This window comes from Paenibacillus sp. 79R4 (genome assembly GCF_013393165.1).
GTDB lineage: Bacteria > Bacillota > Bacilli > Paenibacillales > Paenibacillaceae > Fontibacillus.
On sequence record NZ_QJOT01000013.1, the window covers coordinates 38106 to 60308 of the forward strand.

The 22203-nt window shown below is 49.3% G+C and carries 21 protein-coding genes; 15 read left to right on the plus strand and 6 right to left on the minus strand.

Annotated elements, in window-relative coordinates:
- The first annotated feature begins 93 nt into the window (after positions 1–93).
- The 4 genes from DMN77_RS17715 (at position 94) to DMN77_RS17730 (ending at position 4152) form a co-directional block, all read left to right on the plus strand.
- A complete protein-coding gene (locus DMN77_RS17715) occupies positions 94–1524 on the plus strand; it encodes an ammonium transporter (RefSeq protein WP_068780413.1) in 1431 nt (476 codons plus the stop codon).
- A gap of 95 nt (positions 1525–1619) precedes the next feature.
- A complete protein-coding gene (locus DMN77_RS17720; protein WP_179015854.1) occupies positions 1620–2723 on the plus strand; it encodes a DUF294 nucleotidyltransferase-like domain-containing protein in 1104 nt (367 codons plus the stop codon).
- Entirely contained in the window at positions 2720–3454 is a 735-nt protein-coding gene (locus DMN77_RS17725; RefSeq protein ID WP_179015855.1) for an exonuclease domain-containing protein, read from the plus strand. The genes DMN77_RS17720 and DMN77_RS17725 overlap by 4 nt, the downstream gene beginning before the upstream one ends.
- Positions 3455–3567: 113 nt before the next feature.
- Entirely contained in the window at positions 3568–4152 is a 585-nt protein-coding gene (locus DMN77_RS17730) for a TlpA family protein disulfide reductase (RefSeq protein WP_068780416.1), read from the plus strand.
- Between the two features lie 202 nt (positions 4153–4354).
- Here the strand turns inward: DMN77_RS17730 and DMN77_RS17735 are convergent, their stop codons facing one another.
- Positions 4355–5224: an alpha/beta fold hydrolase gene (locus DMN77_RS17735; RefSeq protein WP_068780417.1), complete on the minus strand. Its 870-nt coding sequence runs from the start codon at positions 5222–5224 to the stop codon at positions 4355–4357.
- A gap of 187 nt (positions 5225–5411) precedes the next feature.
- Here DMN77_RS17735 and DMN77_RS17740 point away from each other — a divergent pair, with 187 nt between their 5' ends.
- Positions 5412–6122, plus strand: coding sequence for a MerR family transcriptional regulator (locus tag DMN77_RS17740; RefSeq protein ID WP_068780418.1), 711 nt, complete (start codon positions 5412–5414; stop codon positions 6120–6122).
- Positions 6123–6263: 141 nt separating this feature from the next.
- Here the strand turns inward: DMN77_RS17740 and cimA are convergent, their stop codons facing one another.
- The gene (cimA, locus tag DMN77_RS17745; protein WP_068780419.1) at positions 6264–7886 is read right to left on the minus strand and encodes a citramalate synthase; all 1623 of its coding nucleotides are present in this window, start codon (positions 7884–7886) and stop codon (positions 6264–6266) included.
- 183 nt (positions 7887–8069) lie between these two features.
- On the opposite strand from cimA, the gene DMN77_RS17750 reads away from it, so the two are divergent.
- The 3 genes from DMN77_RS17750 (at position 8070) to DMN77_RS17760 (ending at position 11532) form a co-directional block, all read left to right on the plus strand.
- A complete protein-coding gene (locus DMN77_RS17750; RefSeq protein ID WP_179015856.1) occupies positions 8070–9368 on the plus strand; it encodes a DNA polymerase IV in 1299 nt (432 codons plus the stop codon).
- 120 nt (positions 9369–9488) lie between these two features.
- Positions 9489–9731, plus strand: a complete 243-nt coding sequence (locus DMN77_RS17755) for a ferredoxin (RefSeq protein ID WP_068780421.1) — start codon at positions 9489–9491, stop codon at positions 9729–9731.
- A gap of 337 nt (positions 9732–10068) precedes the next feature.
- Positions 10069–11532, plus strand: coding sequence for a L,D-transpeptidase (locus DMN77_RS17760; RefSeq protein ID WP_179015857.1), 1464 nt, complete (start codon positions 10069–10071; stop codon positions 11530–11532).
- Positions 11533–11550: 18 nt separating this feature from the next.
- Here DMN77_RS17760 and DMN77_RS17765 read toward each other — a convergent pair whose 3' ends face one another.
- Complete coding sequence (locus DMN77_RS17765; protein ID WP_179015858.1) at positions 11551–11688, minus strand: hypothetical protein; 138 nt, start codon at positions 11686–11688, stop codon at positions 11551–11553.
- 235 nt (positions 11689–11923) lie between these two features.
- Between DMN77_RS17765 and DMN77_RS17770 the strand changes: the two genes are divergently transcribed.
- The 6 genes from DMN77_RS17770 to DMN77_RS17795 all read left to right on the plus strand — a co-directional run bounded on the left by DMN77_RS17770 (position 11924) and on the right by DMN77_RS17795 (position 17720).
- Positions 11924–13018, plus strand: coding sequence for a quinone-dependent dihydroorotate dehydrogenase (locus tag DMN77_RS17770; RefSeq protein WP_179015859.1), 1095 nt, complete (start codon positions 11924–11926; stop codon positions 13016–13018).
- A 28-nt stretch (positions 13019–13046) separates the two neighbouring features.
- The gene (yjbM, locus tag DMN77_RS17775) at positions 13047–13865 is read left to right on the plus strand and encodes a GTP diphosphokinase (protein ID WP_068780424.1); all 819 of its coding nucleotides are present in this window, start codon (positions 13047–13049) and stop codon (positions 13863–13865) included.
- A complete protein-coding gene (locus DMN77_RS17780; protein WP_179015860.1) occupies positions 13855–14316 on the plus strand; it encodes a DUF309 domain-containing protein in 462 nt (153 codons plus the stop codon). The genes yjbM and DMN77_RS17780 overlap by 11 nt, the downstream gene beginning before the upstream one ends.
- Before the next feature lie 199 nt (positions 14317–14515).
- The gene (locus tag DMN77_RS17785) at positions 14516–16072 is read left to right on the plus strand and encodes an RsmF rRNA methyltransferase first C-terminal domain-containing protein (protein WP_179015861.1); all 1557 of its coding nucleotides are present in this window, start codon (positions 14516–14518) and stop codon (positions 16070–16072) included.
- 5 nt (positions 16073–16077) lie between these two features.
- On the plus strand, positions 16078–16833 hold the full coding sequence (locus DMN77_RS17790) for a pseudouridine synthase (RefSeq protein ID WP_179015862.1): 756 nt from the start codon (positions 16078–16080) through the stop codon (positions 16831–16833).
- A gap of 95 nt (positions 16834–16928) precedes the next feature.
- Entirely contained in the window at positions 16929–17720 is a 792-nt protein-coding gene (locus DMN77_RS17795) for a Cof-type HAD-IIB family hydrolase (protein WP_068780428.1), read from the plus strand.
- Between the two features lie 74 nt (positions 17721–17794).
- On the opposite strand, the gene DMN77_RS23655 is transcribed toward DMN77_RS17795, so the two are convergent.
- On the minus strand, positions 17795–17893 hold the full coding sequence (locus DMN77_RS23655) for a YjcZ family sporulation protein (RefSeq protein ID WP_218653025.1): 99 nt from the start codon (positions 17891–17893) through the stop codon (positions 17795–17797).
- 169 nt (positions 17894–18062) lie between these two features.
- Positions 18063–19475, minus strand: a complete 1413-nt coding sequence (locus DMN77_RS17800; protein ID WP_179015863.1) for an RsmB/NOP family class I SAM-dependent RNA methyltransferase — start codon at positions 19473–19475, stop codon at positions 18063–18065.
- Between the two features lie 372 nt (positions 19476–19847).
- On the opposite strand from DMN77_RS17800, the gene DMN77_RS17805 reads away from it, so the two are divergent.
- Entirely contained in the window at positions 19848–20969 is a 1122-nt protein-coding gene (locus tag DMN77_RS17805; protein WP_068780430.1) for a glycosyltransferase family 4 protein, read from the plus strand.
- Between the two features lie 119 nt (positions 20970–21088).
- Here the strand turns inward: DMN77_RS17805 and DMN77_RS17810 are convergent, their stop codons facing one another.
- Positions 21089–22138 (minus strand): YkvI family membrane protein, encoded by a 1050-nt coding sequence (locus tag DMN77_RS17810; RefSeq protein ID WP_068780431.1) that lies wholly within the window; start codon positions 22136–22138, stop codon positions 21089–21091.
- Between the last annotated feature and the right edge of the window lie 65 nt (positions 22139–22203).

Sequence of the window (22203 nt, forward strand, 5' to 3'; positions counted from 1 at the left end):
TTTGGCATTGTTTTATGCATAATTCAGATCATATAATCAGCTTAATCATTATACTTGTGTTAGGAAATATGACATTTAGGGAGCTGGTTGTTTATGAGAAGAAAATGGATCTATGGTCTGTCGGGAATCATCGCCGTCTTGGCGTTCCCGGTTTCTGCATATGCTGCAGAGGGGGAGATTAGTGGTGAGGTTTTACAGGTTGGATTAAATTCGGTTTTCGTATTTTTGGCGGCGATGCTCGTCTTTTTCATGCAAGCAGGATTTGCACTGTTGGAGGCTGGATCGTTAAGAATGAAAAATGCCGGGCATGTAGCGGGCAAGACGGTGCTGACATTAGGAATCGCTGTCCTCACCTGGTGGTTTCTTGGCTTTGGCTTTGCCTTTGGAGACGGTAACGGCTTTCTTGGAACGACCGGCTTTCTGTTCGGCGGCGAGGGAGATATCGGTTCATTTAGCGTCTTCTCCGACATTGGGGTCCCGCTGAACTTGATGTTTCTGTTCCAAATGGCATTCGCAGCGGTATCGTTGGCGATTGCCTGCGGAGGTATGGCGGAGAGAGCAAAACTGAGCGTATATATGGTCTTCGGAACGATATTCATGGTTGTCATCTACCCGATTGTGGCCCATTGGGTATGGGGCGGCGGCTGGCTGGGACAATTGGGAATGCAGGATTATGCCGGTTCAACAGTGGTTCATCTTACCGGTGCGACAGCGGCCCTGGCGGCGATCATACTGCTGAAGCCGCGCCTTGGTAAGTACAATCAGGATGGCAAGCCCAACAGCATTTCAGGGCATAACCAAGTGTTGACGGTGCTCGGCGTGATTATACTCTGGATCGGCTGGTTTGGCTTCAACCCGGGCAGTGCGTTAACGCCCCTGGGGGACGGATTCTTTGGCTTCGTATTAATGACTACGAATCTGGCCGCGGCAGCAGGTGCTATAGCTGCACTGCTTGCTTCCTGGGCTGTGCTCGGCAAGGCGGATATTCCAAGCATGCTAAATGGTGTATTAGCTGCGTTGGTGGCAATTACCGGCTCTTGTGCTTTTGTGGAAGCTTGGGCAGCGATCGTCATTGGTGCGGTTGCCGGGACAGTCACCTTCTTCACCTCCAGATGGTTCGAACGCGCCGGCTTTGACGATCCGATCTGCGCTTTCTCTGTTCACGGGATCGCCGGCATTTGGGGCGCCGTTTCAACCGGATTGTTTGCTACGCCCGAGCTTGCGGAGAGGACCGGGGTAGGATCGCCTGGCCTGTTCTATGGCGGCGGTTTAGGGCAGTTGGGTGTGCAGTTGCTTGGTGTGATCGGCACATTTGTATTTGTGCTCGTGCTTTCTTTTCTCGTGCTCGGTGGAATGAAGCTGCTGATGGGGCTTCGAGTAACGGAAGAAGAAGAGATGATGGGACTGGATATTAGCGAGCATGGCACATACGGATATCCGGAGCAAATGAGCCTGCTGAACCAAACGGTCGATAGCGGAGTTCAAACAGGCAATAATGCTTCTACTTCTCCGGCAGGGTCATAAATACAGATTAGGATATATCGCATGGGATGCGCTTTATGGCGAACTTTAGGGTCCGGGCAAATCGGTATTAAGGCTGGGTGGAAAGGAGGTGGGCGATGCCGAAGGAATTAAAGGATCAGGATTTCGCCGATTGGCTAGGCGAGATTCGAGGAGCAACTTCCTCCCGGGAACTTCTGGCAGCGAGAAACAAACGGCAGAAAATTGTGAACAAAAGCCTGGTGAGTATGGCTGTTGAAGAAGGGAATCGCCAAATCGCACAGATTCATAGGGAAGTGATGTGCAGGGCGCTCACATTGTGTGAGGCAACATGTATTCAGGAGGGCCTGGGCCCTCCTCCTGTTCCATATGCGTTTATTGCCCTCGGCAGTGCCGGGCGGGAGGAACAAACGCTGTGGAGCGACCAGGATCATGCGCTAGTCATCGGAGCAGGAGATGGACAGCAGGTTGATTTCTATTACGAAAGATTTGCTGCCATACTGGTCCGGATTCTTGAGGAGGCCGGCTATCCGCCTTGCCCGGGCAAAGTGATGATATCGAACCCGCTATGGCGCAGGACATTGGCAAGCTGGCAGCAGATGCTTAGTGATTGGAGAGAGGAGCTTGGCTGGGAGCAGGTCCGTTATTTGATGATCGCTGCCGATATGCGCCTGATTACCGGGGATGCCGGACTATTTGCCCAGCTTCGTGCTAATATCGATGAAGTGCTGGGATCTTCCGCAGAGCATGAGCAGGATCTTGTCCTTGCTGTTCTGCGCGGAACAGTTCGCCATAAAGCAGCGTTAAATGTGCTTGGGCAGGTGATTACAGAAAGAAACGGTGAGCATGCCGGTGATTTTGATGTAAAATACGGCCTCTATTTGCCAATTGTTAATGCGGTGAGGTTTTTGGCAGTAGAACACGGCGTTGTCTCCAGTAATTCAACATTGGATAGGCTAAGGCGGTTATATGAATTGGAGGCCCTGCCTTTCCGTTGGATTGAAATGTGCCGCGAGGCATTTATAATCGCCCTTAAATTCAGGTCCCTGGCGGCAGGTTATGAGGGCGAGAACGGTCTGTTGACCGGCAGCAATTATTTGCCGCAAGCGATGCTCAAGCAGCGGGAGATCAGGAGGGAGCTGCAGGAGGCCCTCGGAACTGTCAAGCTGATATATCGATCGCTGGAGCGCCAGCGCCGCTATGCGGAGAGGATCTGGTCATGAAGGACTCAATGAAGAGAAATGGAATTTTCTGGGATATTATGAAGGAGGGAGTGCTGCCGTCCAGGATCGCTTCTATGCTCAGCGCACCCAGCGCCCAGCAAATCGCTTTTGTCCGGTCATTAACGCGGGGGCAGCGGAGAACGGAGACACTGCACGTGCCTTTGACCGAATTAGGGACGGCGGTACTCGATCTGGAGACGACGGGATTCCATTATAACCATGGGGACGAAATTCTGTCCTTTGGCGCGGTTAGGGTGGATGGGATGGAGGTCGACAGGGAAGCATTCTATTCTCTAGCCCGACCGGGAACGGCCATTCCAGAGCGAATTATAGAACTGACCGGCATTACCCTGCAGGCTGCGGAAGAGGCACCTGCTTTGCTGCAGGTGCTTCAGGATTTTATGAGCTTCGTGGATGATCGGGTACTGATTGCCCACGGCAGTGCGCATGACAAGGCTTTTTTGGATGCGGCCCTCTGGAAGACAACGAGGGTGCATTTAGGCCATCGGGTATTGGACACGATGATGATTGCGCGGAAGCTGGTGCCAAATCGTCCAATATCTGCTCTGGATGACTGGCTGCGTATATACGATATCCCGATTGGACGGCGACATCACGCGTTAGAGGATGCTAAAATGACCGCGCAATTATGGGTGAAGCTGATCGACCACTTAGCGCATACGGGGGTTGTTACTCTGGGGGATCTGTATCATTTTCTTGGAAAATCGTGAATGGGCTTAGAGCTGCGAATAATTGCATTTATTTACTTTCAAGCTGTAACAAATCCCTGAATCAGGGTACAATATACTAATAAGACATTAAATTTTAAAGGAACGGATTTCTCATGAGACGACATAAATGGATCCTGGCAGGATTGATTATCTTATTAGCAGCAGTATTGTACGTTAATTTGGGTCAAGGCTCATTCGGCTTATGGGGGAAGGGCGAAAAGGAAGCCGCGGCCTCCAGCCAGTCGTTAACCGAGCTGATTGCGGCGGGAGCGCCTAAGCCTGGGACGCCGGCCCCCTCATTCACTCTGGAAGGCCTGAACGGTCAGACATATACAGTAGGTGGAGAACGTGACAAAGCCCTGCTATTGAACTTCTGGGCATCCTGGTGTGATCCTTGCAAAGAAGAGGCGCCGGATTTGGTTGCCCTGGCGAAGAAATACGGGGATTCACTGGATGTGTACGCCGTGAACGTCACCTTATATGATCAACTCGATAAAGTTAAGAAGTTTGTCGAGGACTATGATTATACCTTCCCAGTATTGCTCGATAAGAAGGAAGAGGTTTACCGCAAATTTAACGGGATGGCCTTTCCGACAAATGTACTGATCGGGAAAGATGGCGTCATCCAAGAGGTGATCATAGGCTCACTTTCCGCCAAGGATTTGGAAGCCAAATTGAAGAAGCTGACGAATTCGTAGTAATCCGTATTTGCTGCGAATACCTGTATATAGGCTTCTTTTTTGCCCCAACGCGATCCTGAACCGCCCAGCAATGCGTTAATTCTAACGATACCCGGTTTCGTTAGAATTAACGTTATTTGATTTTGGGGAGGAAAAGAGCTTTGGACTTGACCCGGTGTTATTTCAAACGAAGGGCAGGCGAAGGGGCAAGATCAATATGTTATATCAAATTTTTAATTAACCACGGCTTTATCAATGACAGAACCACTTCTGGCTGCATCGCTTTGGTATGATCCATGCCGCTTCCTTTTAGAACCTCTACATCCCATCCAAGGTGTTCTAATTCTTGTTTGTTTTTCTGGAGTATCCCGGCAATATCAACGGTTACACTGCCGAAGTTTTCTCCATAAATAATAGTGTCTTGCTCCCCGGCAAAGGTTAATCTCGGAATTGTGAATGGTTGCTGGATTTTTCGATCATCAAAGGTTATCAAGTTTTGGTACATAGTAACAAACTGTTTGGTTTGATCCGCGTCGATCTTTACCTTAATATTGTCCCAATCTATTTCTTCTGGGCTAATCGGGACGGGTTCATCATCAGCGGCTGAATTTTGGTGATTTAGAGCCTGCTCATAAGTTTTATTGGTCACTACCATCATTTCTTTATACGGGCCGTCTATTGGAGGAAAGCCGCCCATCATTAAACTTTCCAGTCGGTCTGTCCGAATGGCTAATTGCAACCCGGCCAGAGCTAACCAGGAATAACCGTAATAGCTGAATTTCTTAACGTTCATTTCGTCGGCGATGGTTAAAAAATCGTTTGTAATATTTTCAGGTGTGAGATTGTCAGGGCTGGGATGCTGAAACCGGTGTCCCTCGTAATCGAAAGATAGGATCTGAAACTTGTCCATGAGTCCCTCGATAAAATGTTTTCCTGATTCGGGGTCTACTCCCCACAACTTTAAGTTTTCCGCCTCTTGCCCATATACGGATTCTTTAGCACCCGGAAGCATAATCGTTACAGAGCCGGGATTGCCAGTTAGACCAACCTTTAATTCTGATCCATCCGCAAGCGTTATGTTTTTCTCCATATTTAATCCCTCCTAACTGATTTACATCTATCGTATAACATTCATGCAATCTTTCGGATTCGCTCTGTTTTCTACTTAATACATGGGGGTCTTCTTCAAAATATGTTATCGTAGCACTTGAAGGTTTTACTTTAAGTTTGTGGTTTAAAGCTGACTTTTGAACCACTTCTTTAAAAAGGAGTTATAAATGGAGACATATAGCCCTAAACAAATTGCGGATGCCTTAAAGGTCAGCACCACCACCTTGAGAAGATATGAAGAACAAGAGCTTATTCCTGCTGTACCAAGAACCAAAGGCAGCCATCGTATGTATACTTCGATACACTTACAAGCTTTTACTGCTATCAGAGCGATGCTAAAAGGGTATGACATCCCTGTTGTTTACGATGTTATGAGAAGGTGTAAGCAGGCAAGATTTGAGGAAGCCCTGTGGTTCGTTAATGAACAGCAATATCATATTCAGGTGGAAAGGCGGCGAGTCGAAGAAATCCTCACGATGATTCAAAATACTGATTTTACTAGATATCAAAATGTAAAACTAACAGAATATATGAGCATTGGAGAGGCTGCAAAAATAGCGGGGGTAAATCCTTCAGCGATTCGTCATTGGGAATACGAAGGTTTGGTTCACTCGGAAAGAAATGAGGAAAACGGCTATAGAATGTTCTCAGTAGCGGAACTGCGTAAAATACTGGTCATCAGCAGCTTGCGAAAGACCGTTTATTATATAGAAAATATGAAGGAGTTATTAAATGATTTGGATGTCCAAAGCTATGACAAAATCGAACGTTCTTTTCAGCTGGCTTTGGAAAATTTGAATCGTCAGCTATTGGATCAAATGAAGGGAATTGCAGAACTGATTAAATATATAGGCTTATATCAAGAAGTAAATATCTAACACGGGCATAAGCGCCTTGTTTTGCGGTGATCTCTTTAATCTCCTCCTTGCCGCAGGTTTAGGAACAGGGCTTGCGCTTGCATAGAAAAAACCTGCATTTTTCAGCAGGTTTTTGTTAACGTTCATTGTCTATGGCAAGTCTTAGTGATTTACAAGGCCTCTCTCGACCGATTGGATCTCCTCGTAGCCTTCACGCTTGTCTTGTCCAAGCAGGGCGTACAGGAAGCTGTCAACAAGCGCCTCCCAGCTTGCTTCGATAACGTTGCTGGAGACGCCGACTGTACTCCAGGAGTTCTCCACGTTGGAGGATTCAATCAAGACGCGAACCTTCGAGGCGGTGGCCTCTTTATCGTCGAGGACACGAACCTTATAGTCTGACAAATGCACCTCATTGAGGCCCGGATAGTAGCTGATCAGCGCCTTGCGCAGCGCGTTGTCCAGCGCATTGACCGGACCGTTGCCCTCAGCGGCCGTATAGATAGAGTTGCCATCGATGTTCAGCTTGACGAACGCCTCGGATACAACCGGTTTTCCGGCTGATTTCTCAACAAGCATTTTAAAGGACTCGAACGTGAACAGTTTCTTCACTTCTCCGTTCGCCTCTCGCAGCATTAGCTCAAGCGATGCGTCGGCTCCTTCGAATTGATAGCCTTGATGCTCCAGTTCCTTAATTCGGTCAATCACTTCCCGGGTGCTTTCTTTTTCCGGATCAAATTCGATTCCCATCTTCTGTGCCTTGGACAGGATGTTGCTCTGTCCGGCCAGTTCAGAGACAAGCACGCGCTGGTGGTTGCCCACTGTCTCAGGCACGATATGCTCGTAGGTACGGGCATCGCGCAGGATCGCCGATACATGGATGCCGCCTTTATGAGCAAAAGCGGCTGCGCCTACATAAGGCTGGTTAACTGGCATATGAACATTGGCAATCTCGCTTACGTAGCGGGCTGTGTTCGTCAGTTGCTCCAGTTGCTTCTCTTCAAGAACCTGATATCCAAGCTTCAGCTGCAGGTTCGGGATAATGGAGCAGAGGTTGGCGTTGCCACAGCGTTCGCCATAGCCGTTCATAGTCCCTTGGATCATTTCGGCACCGGAGCGAACTGCGCTGAGCGTATTAGCCACTGCCAGTTCACAGTCGTTATGGGTATGAATGCCAAGCCTTGCAGTTCCGGCAATCTGCCCGCCAAGCGCAGCAACGATGTCGGACACCTCGTGAGGCATGGTTCCACCATTGGTATCGCACATGACCAGCCAGTCTGCACCTGCTTCTTCAGCTTTGCGCATTACGGCTAAGGCATATTCGGGGTTGTTCTTATAGCCATCGAAGAAGTGCTCGGCATCGAACATCACCTCAAGCCCGCGTTGCTTCAAGTAGGCAATAGAATCATAGATCATCGCCAGATTCTCTTCCAGAGTAGTCTGCAGTGCCGTATGCACGTGGAAGTCCCATGACTTGCCGACAAGCGATGTTGCCTGTGCACCGGAGTCGATAAGACGCTGCAGATTGGCATCATGCTCGGCCAGACTGTTCTTGCGGCGAGTGCTGCCAAATGCTGTAATCTTCGCGTTCAGACGCAATTCTTTAACTCGGTCAAAAAATTCGATATCCTTACTATTGCTGCCGGGGATGCCGCCTTCAATGTAATGGACACCTAACTGATCCAGCTTCTTGGCAATCTTCAATTTGTCCTCTGCGGATAAGCTGATGCCTTCTCCTTGAGTACCGTCGCGCAAAGTAGTGTCGAAGATAGTTAAAGCTTTTGACATAATGGAAGTATCCCCCTTTGGAAGTCCTCAAAAATAAAGCACCGGTTTAGGTATATTTTCTAATTATATCATCCTGATATTTTAAATGTAATATAATTTTCGTTAAAAGTTTATCGTGATATTGACCGTTTTTTGCTGAAAAGGGTATGCTGAAATTACTAGTATATAAATGAGGGGAAACGCTTGGATAATGTCGATAAATACTATCCCGCCAAAGGGCGGGTTGTGCTGCATGTCGATATGAATGCTTTCTACTGTTCGGTGCATGAAGCGGAGGAACCGGAGAAATACCGGAATCGTCCGACCGCTGTAGCCGGTAGCGTGGAACTGCGCAAGGGAGTCATCGTTACTTGCTCCTATGCGGCGCGTCGGAGAGGCATATCTACGGGGATGACAGTCAGCCAGGGGCTGAAGAAGTGCCCGGAGCTCATCGTAATTCAGCCGGACTTTCATTTGTATCGGAAATACTCCAAAGCTTTTATGAATATCGCTTATAGCTATACTCCGCTATTGCAGGCCGTATCTATTGATGAATGCTACCTGGATATTACCGGCTCGAAGCAGTTTGGCACACCGATGGAAATTGCACAGGCGATTCAATCGCGTATTGCCAGCGAGCTTGGTCTTCCATGCTCCATTGGGATAGCACCCAACAAGCTGCTGGCCAAAATGGCCTCGGATATGAAGAAGCCGAATGGCATAACGGTGCTGCGGATACGTGATGTGCCAGCCTTGCTATGGGATAAGCCGTGCCATGAAATGTTCGGAATCGGCAGGCGGACGGCAGAGAAGCTGAAGAAGATCCGCATATATACGATCGGACAACTGGCGGTAGCGGATGAGCGGTTGTTGTTAGAACGTTTCGGCGTGGTTGGACACTGGATGAAACAGGCGGCGAATGGCCATGACGACACACCGGTCATCGACGAGCGGGAGAAGAATAAATCGATCGGACATACGACGACCCTGCCGCGGGATATTCGTGAAATGGAGGATGTCCAGCGGGTGCTGCTGAATTTGGCGGATCAAGTGACACGGCGCTTACGCAGGCAGCAACTGATGGCTCAGACGGTGCAGATTACGATACGCACCCCGGACATGAAGACGATAACGAGATCCCATAGCCTGGATAATGTGACGGAGAGAGCGGAGGATGTATATACGGAAGCCTGTAAGCTGTACAAGCAGCACTGGAGCACTGAGAAGCCGATTAGACTGCTCGGTATAACTTTGCAGAATCTGTTGCCCAAGGAGCAGGCAGCGCTGCAGCTGGATCTGTTCGATTATGAACAGCAGCCGAAGAAGGAATCGCTGACGAAGACGATGGATATGCTGCGCGATAAGTTTGGGGAGAGCGCTGTGCTAACGGCGGGAATGCTGTCGGATGATCCTTCGGCACTGATCCGCAATCACAAAGTCCGCGGTACTTCGCTACAAACCGATTTTCTTCTGGATAAAGATCAAGCAAATGATGATAAATGATCCAGGTATTCGAATGGAATAATGCGGAAAATGAATTGAAATTGATTGGTATTTATATTATATTGGTCATGGTGATAACAAAGCACCGGACTTGTACCGTTTATTCAGGAGGCAGAAAAAATGGCTAAATTTACTTGGGTTGAGAAGGATACTTGTATCGCTTGCGGCGCTTGTGGCGCAACGGCACCAGATATTTATGATTATGATGACGAAGGTTTGGCCGAAGTGATCTATGAAGGCGACGCCAACCGTGGTGTGACCGAAATTCCTGAAGACCTATTTGATGACCTTCAAGACGCTTGTGACGGATGTCCTACAGACTCCATCAAAGTAGCGGATGAACCATTTAACAAAGAAGGTTAAGTTATTTAACGGTAAGCACCGACTGTTAATAGCATCATAAGACAGGGACTATCTGCTCGCTAGATGGCTAGAGCGATTCCTCCCTATTCATAGTGGGAACCTCTCCTTCCGGATGGAAGGGGAGGTTCTTGTTTGCATTTTGGTCATCTTTTAATAGTAGATAATGTGGCTGCAAGTATGTCTGTAGATCTAGTTCCGGATTCTGTAAAAATAGGACGATAGACTGTTTTCTTCTGTTATATAGAGAAAAATCCAAGCTTATGCCGATATATATAATAGATGAACCTAATATTATAGTGAGAGTTCAAACAACCTCTAAATATATCGGAGGATAGCCATGAAGAATACGGCTTACCTGAAGAGCTATGTGAAGAATCACCCGGATAATAAAATGGCCTGGTATTTGCTGGGCAAGGAATATGAGAGCGCTGGGCAAGAAGGGAAAGCCCAATATTGCTATAATCAGGCAGGAAGCGTCTATGAAGCCTTCGAGGCAACCAAGATCCCGGCGGATCTATGGCAGGAATATCAGGACAAGCTGCATCAGGAATCTAGACGGAAAGAGGAGCGCAAAGGGCTTGTGCGTAAGATTGGCATTGTACTTGTGTTCCTGCTGCTGCTTAATTTGTCATCCGCCTATGCGCCGGGACAATTTGCAACGGATCTCCCTGTCGAGGATGATTCAGCCACTGTCGCAGAGGATCTGGGGCTTGTCGTTAAGAATCCGAGTCAGGACCGCGAAGCAATGTGGCCGGAGGGCGAGAGAAATTGGGGCATCGGCAGCCCCTTTGAAGGCCAGGGGACGGAGTTTACGGCTAGCGCTTATCAGAGCAATATTGATAATCCTTACAAGTCGCTGGAAGATTTGTATGGCGATAAGCTAAAGACGTCGGCTTCAAAGGTAGTTGTACTTGGAATGAAACAGAAGGCCGAATGGCTGATTTGGTCCAAGGAGATGCCGGTCGTATACGAGTTGGACAAAAGTCCGCAGGATGGCGTAATGAAGGTACAATCCTATGATCCGAAGGCATGTCAGTGCACCCCGCCGGATGCGACCAAGCTGCAGAAGGAAGGCAAGGCATGGATCGAGAGACAGGAGACGCTGGCGGTTCTCTCCACGGCGATACACACATACAAGGAGCAGAAGGGCAGCTGGCCGGAGAGTCTGGATCAATTGGTACAACCATTTCCGGATAATTGGTTGGCCGGCAGCAACCCGCTCATGAGGCATGAATTCAAGCGTGTGCTTGCATTGCAACAGCACGCCGGCAGCACACCTCAACAGGAGGAGGGGCAGCATCCGTCTGCAAGCGAAGAGCGTCTGAGCAGCAATCCAGGCGGCGAACCGCTTTATTTCAAGGAGCCTTTGCGCATTGTCATCGACAAGGAGGCTCATCTGCTGGCAGTTGCAAGCGGGAACATAATGTTAAGAAGTTATAAGGTAGGGCTTGGCGGTGATAAAACTCCGGACGGAACCTTCAAGGTTTCCGATAAGGTGATTAACCCGAACGGGAAGGACGATGGCGACTTCGGCAGCCGCGGGATGCAGCTGTCGGATACGAATTATGCGATCCATGGGACGAATGAGCCGGATAGCATCGGCAAGGACGAATCGCTGGGCTGCATTCGAATGTTGAAGAAGGATGTCGAGGAGCTGTTTGATTTGATTCCGCGTGGGGCCAAGGTTGAGATCGGCAAGGGGATTCTTCCGCAGCTGGAGAGCGTACCGAAGGAACGGTTCGTTCTCAAACGGAGTCAGGATCAGACGAATCCCCACCGTACCTACCATTGGCTGTTATAAAATCTTGAAACTCATATCTTAAAGCTTGGTCAGGACTAGGACGATGATTACGAACAAGATGAGCACGCCGGTTACCGAACCGGCCCAGATAAGCGCCTTCTTGTTTACTTCGTCCTTTTTCTGCTGCAGTGTAGGCGGCTTGCGTTTGTTGGACATGGACAAATCCCCTCTCTTCTACATTTGCTTTAAGGAGTATACACTCTATATTTTATAGAGGTTGTTCAAAAAGTCCACATTTGTTCACGCCATGAACGGGATTTTCTCGGAAATTTTATAGGCTTGTTTTCCTACTCCACAGGAACTCTTAACTTTTCTTTTGCCGCAGAAACGGCTAAACTGGATAAGGAGATAAAGTTAGCGCTAGGGCGAATGATCGGAGTGAAGCGGAAACGTGTTGTACCGTAATTTTGGAAAACCCATTTTTTTTAAGCTGGACCCAGAGGCAGCACATCATCTGGTGATCGGTGGTTTACATAAAGCAGCGAAAGTACCAGGAATGATTCCTGTGGTTCGCGGAATGTATGGTGTATCGGAAGTGCCGGAGCTTGCTACAGATTTATTCGGTATTCATTTCCCTTCACCTATTGGATTGGCCGCCGGACTTGATAAGAATGCCGAAGCGGTAGAAGGGTTTTCTTCGATTGGATTTGGCTTCATGGAAGTGGGGACGGTAACCCCCAAAGGACAGCCTGGCAATGAACAGCCAAGACTGTTCAGGCTTCCTCCGGACGAAGCACTGATCAATCGTATGGGATTTAACAACCGGGGTGCTGAAGCAATGGCGGATAGACTGGCCGCATTGACCTCAAGGCGTATCCCGGTCGCGGTCAATATCGGCAAGAATAAACTGACACCGAATGAAGAAGCGCATACGGATTATGAGAAATGCATCTCGATTCTGTATCCGCAGGCGGACTTTTTTGTTGTCAATATCAGTTCACCGAATACGCCGAACCTGCGTAATCTGCAGCATGGGAGCGAACTGGCTTCCTTATTGAAGGCTGTGACGGATGAGATGGACGTGCAGGCGAAGCGTTGCGGAACTAGAAAATCGGTTCTGGTCAAGATCGCTCCTGATGTCAGCGACGGGGAATTGGAATTTATGATCGATACGATCCAGAATAGCGGAGTATCCGGACTGATTGCAACCAATACGACGATATCGCGGGATGGCCTGGCGCATGACAATGCGAAGGAGACCGGGGGCTTAAGCGGTAAGCCGCTGAAGGCCAGATCGACGGAAGTGGTGTCCCGTGCTTACCTCCAGACGGGGGGCAAATTGCCGATCATTGGATCGGGCGGGATATTTACTGCAGAAGATGCTTATGAGAAAATTCGCGCAGGCGCGAGCCTGGTAGAAATTTATACGGCGCTGATTTATGAAGGCCCCGAGATCAACCGCAAGCTGCAGCGTGGCCTAAGGGAGCTGCTGCGGCGGGATGGGTTCTCCCATATATCCGAAGCGGTAGGTGCTGATCACCGTTAAGGGGCTACTGAAGATAGGAGGCACAACAATGGATAGTAGAGATTGGGGAACGTTTTTGCTTCCATATGAACAAGCTGTTGAAGAATTAAAGGTTAAGTTCAAGACGATGCGTTCCGAATTGAAGAAAATCGAAGAGTATGCTCCGATTGAATTCGTGACGGGCCGGGTCAAGAAGATTTCCAGTATTCTCGATAAAGCGAAGCGATTGAACGTGCCGATGGAAAATCTGGAGACGGGGATCGAGGATATCGCCGGCATTCGGATTATGTGCCAGTTCGTAGAGGACATCCGCCGGGTGGCGGAATATATCAGGAAGCGGAAAGACCTGACGGTGCTGTACGAGAAGGACTATATCACAAATTACAAGGAGAGCGGCTACCGCAGCTTCCATATGATCGTGGAATATCCAGTGCAGACTTCGCTAGGACAGAAGAATGTGTTGGCTGAGATTCAGATCAGGACCTTGGCCATGAATTTTTGGGCTACGATCGAGCATTCCTTGAATTACAAGTATCGTCAGATGCTGCCTGAAGAAATGCGCGTTCGATTGAAAAAGACGGCCGAGGCAGCGTTTATCCTTGATAATGAGATGTCCAGCATTCGCCAGGAAATTCTCGACGCCCAGAAGAGCTTTGAGGATGATTCCAGTATCGTCTCCTCCGTGCTTGGGGCAATCCATCGCTTGTACTTCTTCCATATGGTATCGGAAGCAATTGCGGCTCAGGAACGCTTTAATGAGCTGTGGGAAGCGCGGGATATGGAAGGAATGAAGGCCTTGCTGACTGAAGTTAAGGCGATGATTCATCGTTCCAAGACCGATGCCGAGGAATCTGCAAATGAAGAATGAGCCGTTGTACTTGGCGTTCCTGGTCTATTTTAATCGTGATAGGGATTACTTCGAGTGTCATGAAGTGATGGAGGAGCTGTGGCTGGCTCAGCAGAGTGATCCGCTCTATAAAGGGCTTCTACAGATTGCGGTGGGTCTATTCCATTTCCGCTACGGGAACGTAATAGGGGCAAGAAAAATGCTGCTTTCCGCGGTGGAACGCCTTAAGCCTTATCCTGTAGATAGCCTGGGTATTGATCTGGAAAAGCTGCGCAATGAGGCTGCCCTGTATGCGGCCAAGCTGGAGGCTTACGAGCAAAGCCCGTTCAGCCACTACGATCTGACGATCGATATCATAGATCCTGAACTGGGGGAGGCTGTAGAGCAGGCTTCTGCTCAGATCTCCCCCAATATTCCGCAGAGGCGGCGTCCGATGCGGGGAGCGAAGCACGTACAACGGCGGCAGGGCTGATCAGGCCTAGATTGGGATGAAGGGATTCGGTTTATGGTTTATAATGAAGAGATTAGCCGCTTTTGCGATAGCGAGAGCGGCTTTTTACATAAATGATAGCATTTCCTGCTTATAACTTCCTTTCGCGAAAAACCAGGGGCTTGTGGTACAATAGTTTTGCTTTTTGATTTCACAAGTCTATATAGATGGAAGGTATAGCATGGGGTTACAATTACCGATCGCTTTTACGACAAAAATGCAGCAACTGCTTGGGGATGAATATGAAGAGTTTTTCGCTTCTTATGAGAAGCCGCGTTATGCCGGTATTCGCATAAACACGCTAAAAATCGATGTAGAATCTTTCCGCGCAATATCTCCGTTCGAGCTTAAGCCCATTCCGTGGTGTAAAACAGGCTTCTATGTGGAAGAGGGCCTGAAGCCAGGCAAGCATCCGTATTATCATGCAGGATTATATTATATTCAAGAACCAAGCGCGATGGCCCCGGTTGAGGTGCTAGATGTTCATCCGGGGGATCGAGTACTTGATCTGTGTGCAGCTCCTGGAGGCAAATCAACGCAAATCGCTGCCAAGCTGAGCGGCCAAGGCCTTCTGGTGACGAATGATATTAGTGCAGAACGCACCAAGGCGTTGGCTAAAAATATTGAGTTAAACGGTGTCCGCAACGCGATCGTCTTGAATGAGACGCCCGAGCGGATTGCGGATCGATTTCCCCAGTTTTTCAACCGCATTCTGATTGACGCGCCTTGCTCTGGCGAAGGAATGTTCCGTAAGGATGAAGAAATGGCCAGACAGTGGGAGAAGCGGTCGCTTGAGCAATATACAAATATGCAGCATGATATTCTGCATACAGCTGCCAAAATGCTGTCTCCTGGCGGGAGGATTGTATATTCCACTTGCACCTTCTCGCCGGAGGAGAATGAAGCGATTATTGCAGGGTTCCTCCAGGAGTATGAAGATTATGAAGTTATACCGTTGCCCGGAGATGGGGGCTTTGCGCCTGGACGAGCCGATTGGCTCGTCCAGGCGGAAGGTTTGACAGACTTGACTACGAGTCAAGGGCTCACAGCGGAGACGGCTGCCAAGACAGGCTGTTGCGGACGGTTATGGCCGCATCAGGTCGATGGGGAAGGCCATTTTCTGGCTATACTCCAGCATCAGGGATCAGTGGATTCATCGCTGGATTTGATTCAGTATGTGCCTGGTAATCATGCTGCACATTCCACGGATCATGCCGCGCCTGTGAAAAAAGGGAAAATACGGCCACACGGTCGTACCAAAGAAGCGCGTACACCGGGGAAGCCAGCGACGGAGGATAGCGAGCTGCTGGCGGGTTGGGAGCAATTCAGAGATGAGCAGCTTCGGCTGCAGCCTGCCTGCGAGGTGATGGTATACGGGGCAAATCTATATATTTCTCCGCTGTCCAAAGACAGGCTGAACGGTCTAAGGACGGTTCGTTCGGGCTGGTATGTCGGCTCGGTCAAGAATGGGCGCTTTACGCCCGCGCATCCGCTGGCTACCGCACTCAAACCTGACGAAGCGTCCCGGATACTGGAGCTGTCCGTCCGCGAGGGGGAAGTTGTTAGATATTTGAAGGGCGAGACGCTGGAAATTCAGCAGTCCCGCATTCGTTATATAGAAAATTTGGGCCCGAAGGGGTTCGTATTAGTTACGGCGGAGGGCTACCCATTAGGTTGGGGCAAGTGGATCGACGGAATCCTTAAGAATGAGTATCCTGCCGGTTGGAGGTGGACTTAAGCGATATGGGAACAGGCAAGAAGACACAGAGAATCGATAAGATTCTTGGTAATCTGGGATATGGATCACGCTCGGACCTGAAGAGAATGGTGAAGCAAGGGCGGATTTTATTGAACGGATCTGTTGTGAAGGATAGCGGCGCACAAGCTGATCCTGAACTGGATGCGATTGAGATTGACGGAGAACGTATCGTTTATCGGGAATTCATCTATATTATGATGCACAAGCCGCCGGGCGTCATTTCCGCGACCGAGGATTTAAGGGATCGGACCGTCATCGATCTGCTGCCGGATGAGTTCAAGGTATTTGCCCCCTTTCCTGTTGGAAGACTGGATAAAGATACAGAAGGACTGTTGCTGCTGACCAATGACGGCGGACTGACTCATGATCTGCTATCCCCGCGCAAGCATGTGCCGAAGACTTACTTGGCGGATTGTATCGGACGTATCGGGGAGTCGGAAATTGCCTGGTTCCAGGCGGGGGTGCAGCTTGATGACGGTTATGTGACAATGCCTGCGCAGCTGGAGATCCTGGAATATGGAGAATATGACGATGGGACGGTTAAATCACGAATATCCCTGACGATCTCGGAGGGGAAGTTCCATCAGGTGAAGCGGATGTTGGAGGCTGTCGGCTCCAAGGTAACTTATCTAAAAAGGGTAACAATGGGGCCGTTGGAGTTGGATGCTTCGCTGCCGATAGGCTCTTTTCGTGAATTGACTGCAGCCGAGCTGGAGGCGTTGAAGAATATTAAGAAATAGAAAATAAATAGGTTCAAAAGTTCCAAGGCCGCACCGAGAAGGATGGATGAAGCCCGGGGACTTATTGGACTATAAATAAAGAGGAGTGGTGAGAGATGAAGTATAAATTGATTGCTCTGGACGTAGATGGGACGCTGCTGACGGATGATCATGTCCTGACACCGGGGACGATTGAAGTGATCAAGCAGATTGCAGGGCAAGGGGCAGAGTTTGTGCTCTGTACAGGACGTGCTCCGCTCAGCTGTATTCCTTATATGGAGCAGATGGGACTGGAAGGATATGCGATCACGCATAATGGCGCGGCTACCGTTAGCGTAAACGGACAGGTCATTCACCACTTTGAGATGCGCAGCGAGGGGCTGAAGCCTTACATTCAGTATTGCGAGCAAAACCATGTGCATTATGATCTAAATACGACGTTTGGGTTATATGTGGAGGGAGCATCCCGGCTTAGCCAGGAAGCGCTCGATATGTACCATAAGTTTCTGATCGAGCCGAAGGATCTCACAGAGCGTCCTGAAGACGATCCTTTTGTGAAGATGACCTTATCCGGCGATATTCCGGTGATGGATAAGATTATGGAGGAATGGAGCACCTGGACGCATGAATTCAACGTACTTCGCAGCGGCGATTATTTCATTGATCTGATGCACAAGGATTCCTCCAAAGGCTCAGCGCTGAAGCATCTGGCAGCAATGCGCGGAATACCTGTAGAGAATGTGCTGGCCATCGGTAATTATTATAATGACTTAACGATGCTGGAATACGCCGGCCTGGGCATTGCTATGGATAACTCGCCGCAGGAAGTCAAGGATGTGGCCGATGTTATGACCGCTTCCAATAATGAGGAAGGCGTCAAGATCGCCTTGCAGAAGTATTGCCTATAGAATCGTAAATCGTACAGAATAAGCAAGAGCGGAGGAACATAGGGTTCCTCCGCTCTTTGTCTTAGTCGTTCGCATTAGATGAAAAATGCACGGGTGATGATAACGAGCAGGATGAACAGTACAAGAATGACACCTGTCGAAGTCCACAAACCACCGCCATATACTTCGCCCATCGTGATTCCTCCCTTGGTCTTAACTTGTTCCCGTTCACCACGGGATACGGTATTTTATGTTACTCAGCGAATATGGTATGGACTTCTACCATGGTTTACAGAAAACAGGGGCTTAGCCTCTGGGCGAATTCCCCGTCGGATCTAACGCTCTTGGGGCCTGGCGACTCGACTAATGCATGAGACGAAGTCCTTTGGGAAGATGATTCTTCAGCTGCCCTCCGCTGGCTTTGCCCCATCCCAGCGGATAGCTGCTGCTGCCGCATTTGACGGTCACGATCACCCAGCCGCGAAGCTCTGCGGATACGTTTAAAGTCTCGCCGTGCAGGTAAGCTGCAACCTCGGAGGAATCGGCTTGGAGAGCTGCTACGCGGGCTTTGTCTTTGGCCTCGGCAGCCATTGCCAGGGCGTGGGCCGGCACGAAGCGATTTTTGCGGTAATCGCCGAGATGCAGACCGGCACGGGGAACCTTGATGCCGGATAGCAGTTCCCTATCAACGGTCAGTTCCTTACTGCGGGGCAATAAATACAGGGCTTCTCCAAACAGAACGGGAACGCCTTCATCCGCCTGAAAGCCTGGCAAATCAAGCTTGGCCCAGGTGGTGAAGGCTTCCCAAGCATTCAGCAGTTCTTTGCCGGATTCACGTCCTGCACGGGACGATTTGCCTCGCTTCTTATTGGCTTTTGCCTCATTTGTTCTGCCGCCTAATGCAGCTTGTTCTTCTGCTTGCTGTTCACGCTCCAGCACGGCTACATAATGGCCTTCGCCTTGCTGCAGATGAGGCCACACTCTTTTTTCGGCTTTAAGGCGCATTTCCGGATATTCATTCAGCACCCGTGCGATCATTTCTTCATTTTCTGTTCGATTGAAGGTACAAGTGGAATAGGCGAGAGTACCGCCTGGCTTCAGCATGGCGATCGCATCCTGGAGGATGTCCCATTGACGGTTTGCGCAGAGCGCAACTGAAGCTGGAGACCATTCCTCGATGGCAGAAGGGTCTTTGCGGAACATGCCCTCGCCGGAGCATGGGGCATCCAGCATGATTCGGTCGAAGGTTCGCGGGAAGCGTGCCGACAATTCGGGTGGAGCGGCCTGGGTAACGATCGTTCCCCGGATGCCCATCCGTTCCACGTTTTCGGCTAATATTTTGGCACGCTGAGGGTGGATTTCATTACTGATCAGCAGGCCTTGTCCATTCATTTTCGCTGCAATTTGGGTCGTCTTGCCTCCTGGAGCAGCCGCGAGATCAAGAATGGTCTCTCCTGGCTGCGGGTCCAGCAGTTCTACGGCTGACATAGCGGATGGCTCCTGGATATAGTAGAGCCCTGCCATATGATAAGGGTGTTTGCCGGGGCGGGTATCTTTCTCATAGTAGTAGCCTGTGCTGCACCATGGTACGGGTGTTAGCCTGAAGGTCTGGATCAGTTCATCTATAGTGGCATTTGTTGTTAATTTAAGTGAATTGATACGAAGTCCATAGGTACGCGGTTGCTCATAACTGTTCAGAAAGGCGTTGCCTTCTTCTTGTCCCAGCATCTGAATGATCTGTTCCTTGAAATTTGCAGGCAGGGATCGGTCTGACATATTTGCTGCTCCTTTTCGATCAAATAATATTCCTTTCGCAGTTTACCACACCGGATGCTTCTGTTCAAAAGCTTGTTTGTGGGGAGTATTGACGGAAATTGATGCTTTGGCTAGAAAAAGGGGAATGGATGTTCCGCTCTACCTATGGCATAATAGGAATTGGCGGTTCATCCGCGTCATGATTGGCTTTGTCTCCCATTTCGTGTCAGATGTAGAATGGATAAGTGATCAGCTATGCTGATAAAATTCAATATTGCAAGTATCTACCATTAAATCGCGGCCGCTCATTCATAAATGGCCTCGGTTGGTTTTCTTATCACAAGCGGCTTGCATTACCTCTTCAGAAAGATAGAGCGTAAAGGAGAACCCCTTATGAAACTGCTACAGGCATTATTTTTTCCTCCAGAGCAGCCTGGAGGCGTATCATCGATGATTCCTTCTTTACAAGAACGGTTTAATTCTCCCCATTGGGAGATGGAATTATTTTCGCTTCCCAAACGGATTAGAAATAAAGGGCATGAGCCTGTCCATTTCCACACCTTTGACTGGCATGAATATGAGGGCAGCCCGATCGTGCAAAAATATATACAAACCTACAAGGACTATATATGGTGGACGAAGCTGCGTTTGAACAAGCCCTATGATCTGATTCATGCGCATCATCCGATTGCCGGGCTTGCGATGAAGGAAGCCTTCCCGGAAACTCCGGTATTGCAGAGCATCCATTCCAGCTATGAGCGTGAATTGCTATTGAACGGACGGATTAAGCCGGATAGCCTGGAACAGCGATTCTTGACATCATTGTATAGAGAGCTTGAAGCTCGTACGGATCGGTTGTTCACCGTATCCCATTCATTCAAGAGTTATTTAACAGATTATGTGGACCATCCGGAACGGATCGGCATTATCCCCAATGGCTTCGATGAGCGGCGATTCAAGCCTGTCCCTCATGAGAATGAAGTGGCACAGCTTGTCACCGTATGCCGGCTGGTTCCGGCCAAGGGGCTGGATATCCTTCTCCGTGCTTGCAAGGAGCTTAAGAATCGGGGATTGAATTATGTGCTGCATATTATCGGCGACGGCCCAATCCGCAAGGTGCTTGAGGACTTGGCTAAGGAACTGGGCATCTATAATGAGACGATTTTCTATGGATATACCTTGCATCCCGAAGAGTTTGTGCCTTTCTTTGATGTATTTGTATTGCCGTCGCGGGCAGAAGCCTTCGGTTCGGTATTTGCTGAAGCCGCGCTGTGCAGTCTGGCGTTGGTGGGAACAGATGTCGGGGGAATCTCCGAGCAGATTGAGAGCGGCTCGAATGGTCTGCTGGTACCGGTAGAGGACGTATTGGCGCTTGCCGATGCGTTGGAGCAGGTGATCATCGACCCGGCCTTCCGCTATGAACTGGCTCGAACGGGCTCGGATCGTGCCAAGCAGCATTATTCGTTGAACCAGGTTGTGTATGAATTAAAGAAAATATATTTGGAGTATCAATAAACGTATCTCGTGAAAATGTAATTGTTTGCGTCATCCACCTTTGCCTTGTAAGGCAGAGGTGGATTTTTTTTATCGGAAGCGAAGTCCGGGATGTTAGCCTATATGGCGTACACCAGGCTTCATTTATGGTTTGAGATCTGTTTAGAGTTGTAGGTTGCCAGCATCGCCGCCCATAGCAGGCTGAATATGCCGAATATCGGGTATAAGATCGAGAGTAAAGTACTGAACCCGAATTGGCTGGTGATATAACACAGGCACAGGATCATGACAGAGAGCAGTCGCGGAGACACATTAATTCGCTGCCTGATTTGCAAGGTAACGCCGTATATATCAGATACAAAGGTGCTGAAGATCTCCATGAAGATCAGCAGGATATAGATAAGCTGGATGACGCTCCCCAGTTGCTGGGCGATGCTGCCCATCGGTATTTCAAATTGGGAAATGCCCGGCATGTTGGCGGACAGGGCGAAGTGACCCGCCATGAGCATAAAGCCGACGCCGGCACCACCGAGAACACCACCCCATACGATGGCGCGACGGTCGCGAGTATGGCTGCCGATCGGAACGAGTACAGCCTGAGCCATCGATAGATTAAAGGCCGTGTACATAAGCGGAGAAGCCCAGGCCGAGAATAGGCCGGTGTCGGTATCCATCGTTAAGAATCGGCTTGCACCCGGGGACCCTGCTGTATTGATAATGATGGCCAGAGACAGCGTGATCATCATGGGAACGACGATGGAATTAAGCTTCATGATGCCGCTGATTCCCTTGCCTAATAATAAATAAGTGCTGATGAGCGTAATCCAGAGGCCGATCTGATAGTTGAGACCGAGATGCTCGTTAAACACGGACCCGGCTCCGGCCAGCATAACGCTATTGACGCCGAGCAGGACAATGAGTGTAAACAGGCTAAGAGCTTGTCCGAATTTCTCGCCGAATAGCTTGCGATTGAGGTCTTCATAGGAGACCGCTTGGATCTTATTAGCCAGCAGCATCATTTTTGTCCCAAGCCATATAAACAGAACGGTTGCTAACAGAATCGTCAGAATCCCTAATTTGCCGTAGCGGGTAAAAAACTGTAGTATCTCTTGTCCGGTTGCAAACCCGGCGCCAACGACAGTACCTATATAAGTGAACGCAATCTGCAAAATTTTGACGGCATTTTTCATGGCCTTCCTCCTGCTGGGTGTGCTATATATAGTACAAGGTATGTTGTATTTCAAGAGGACATGAC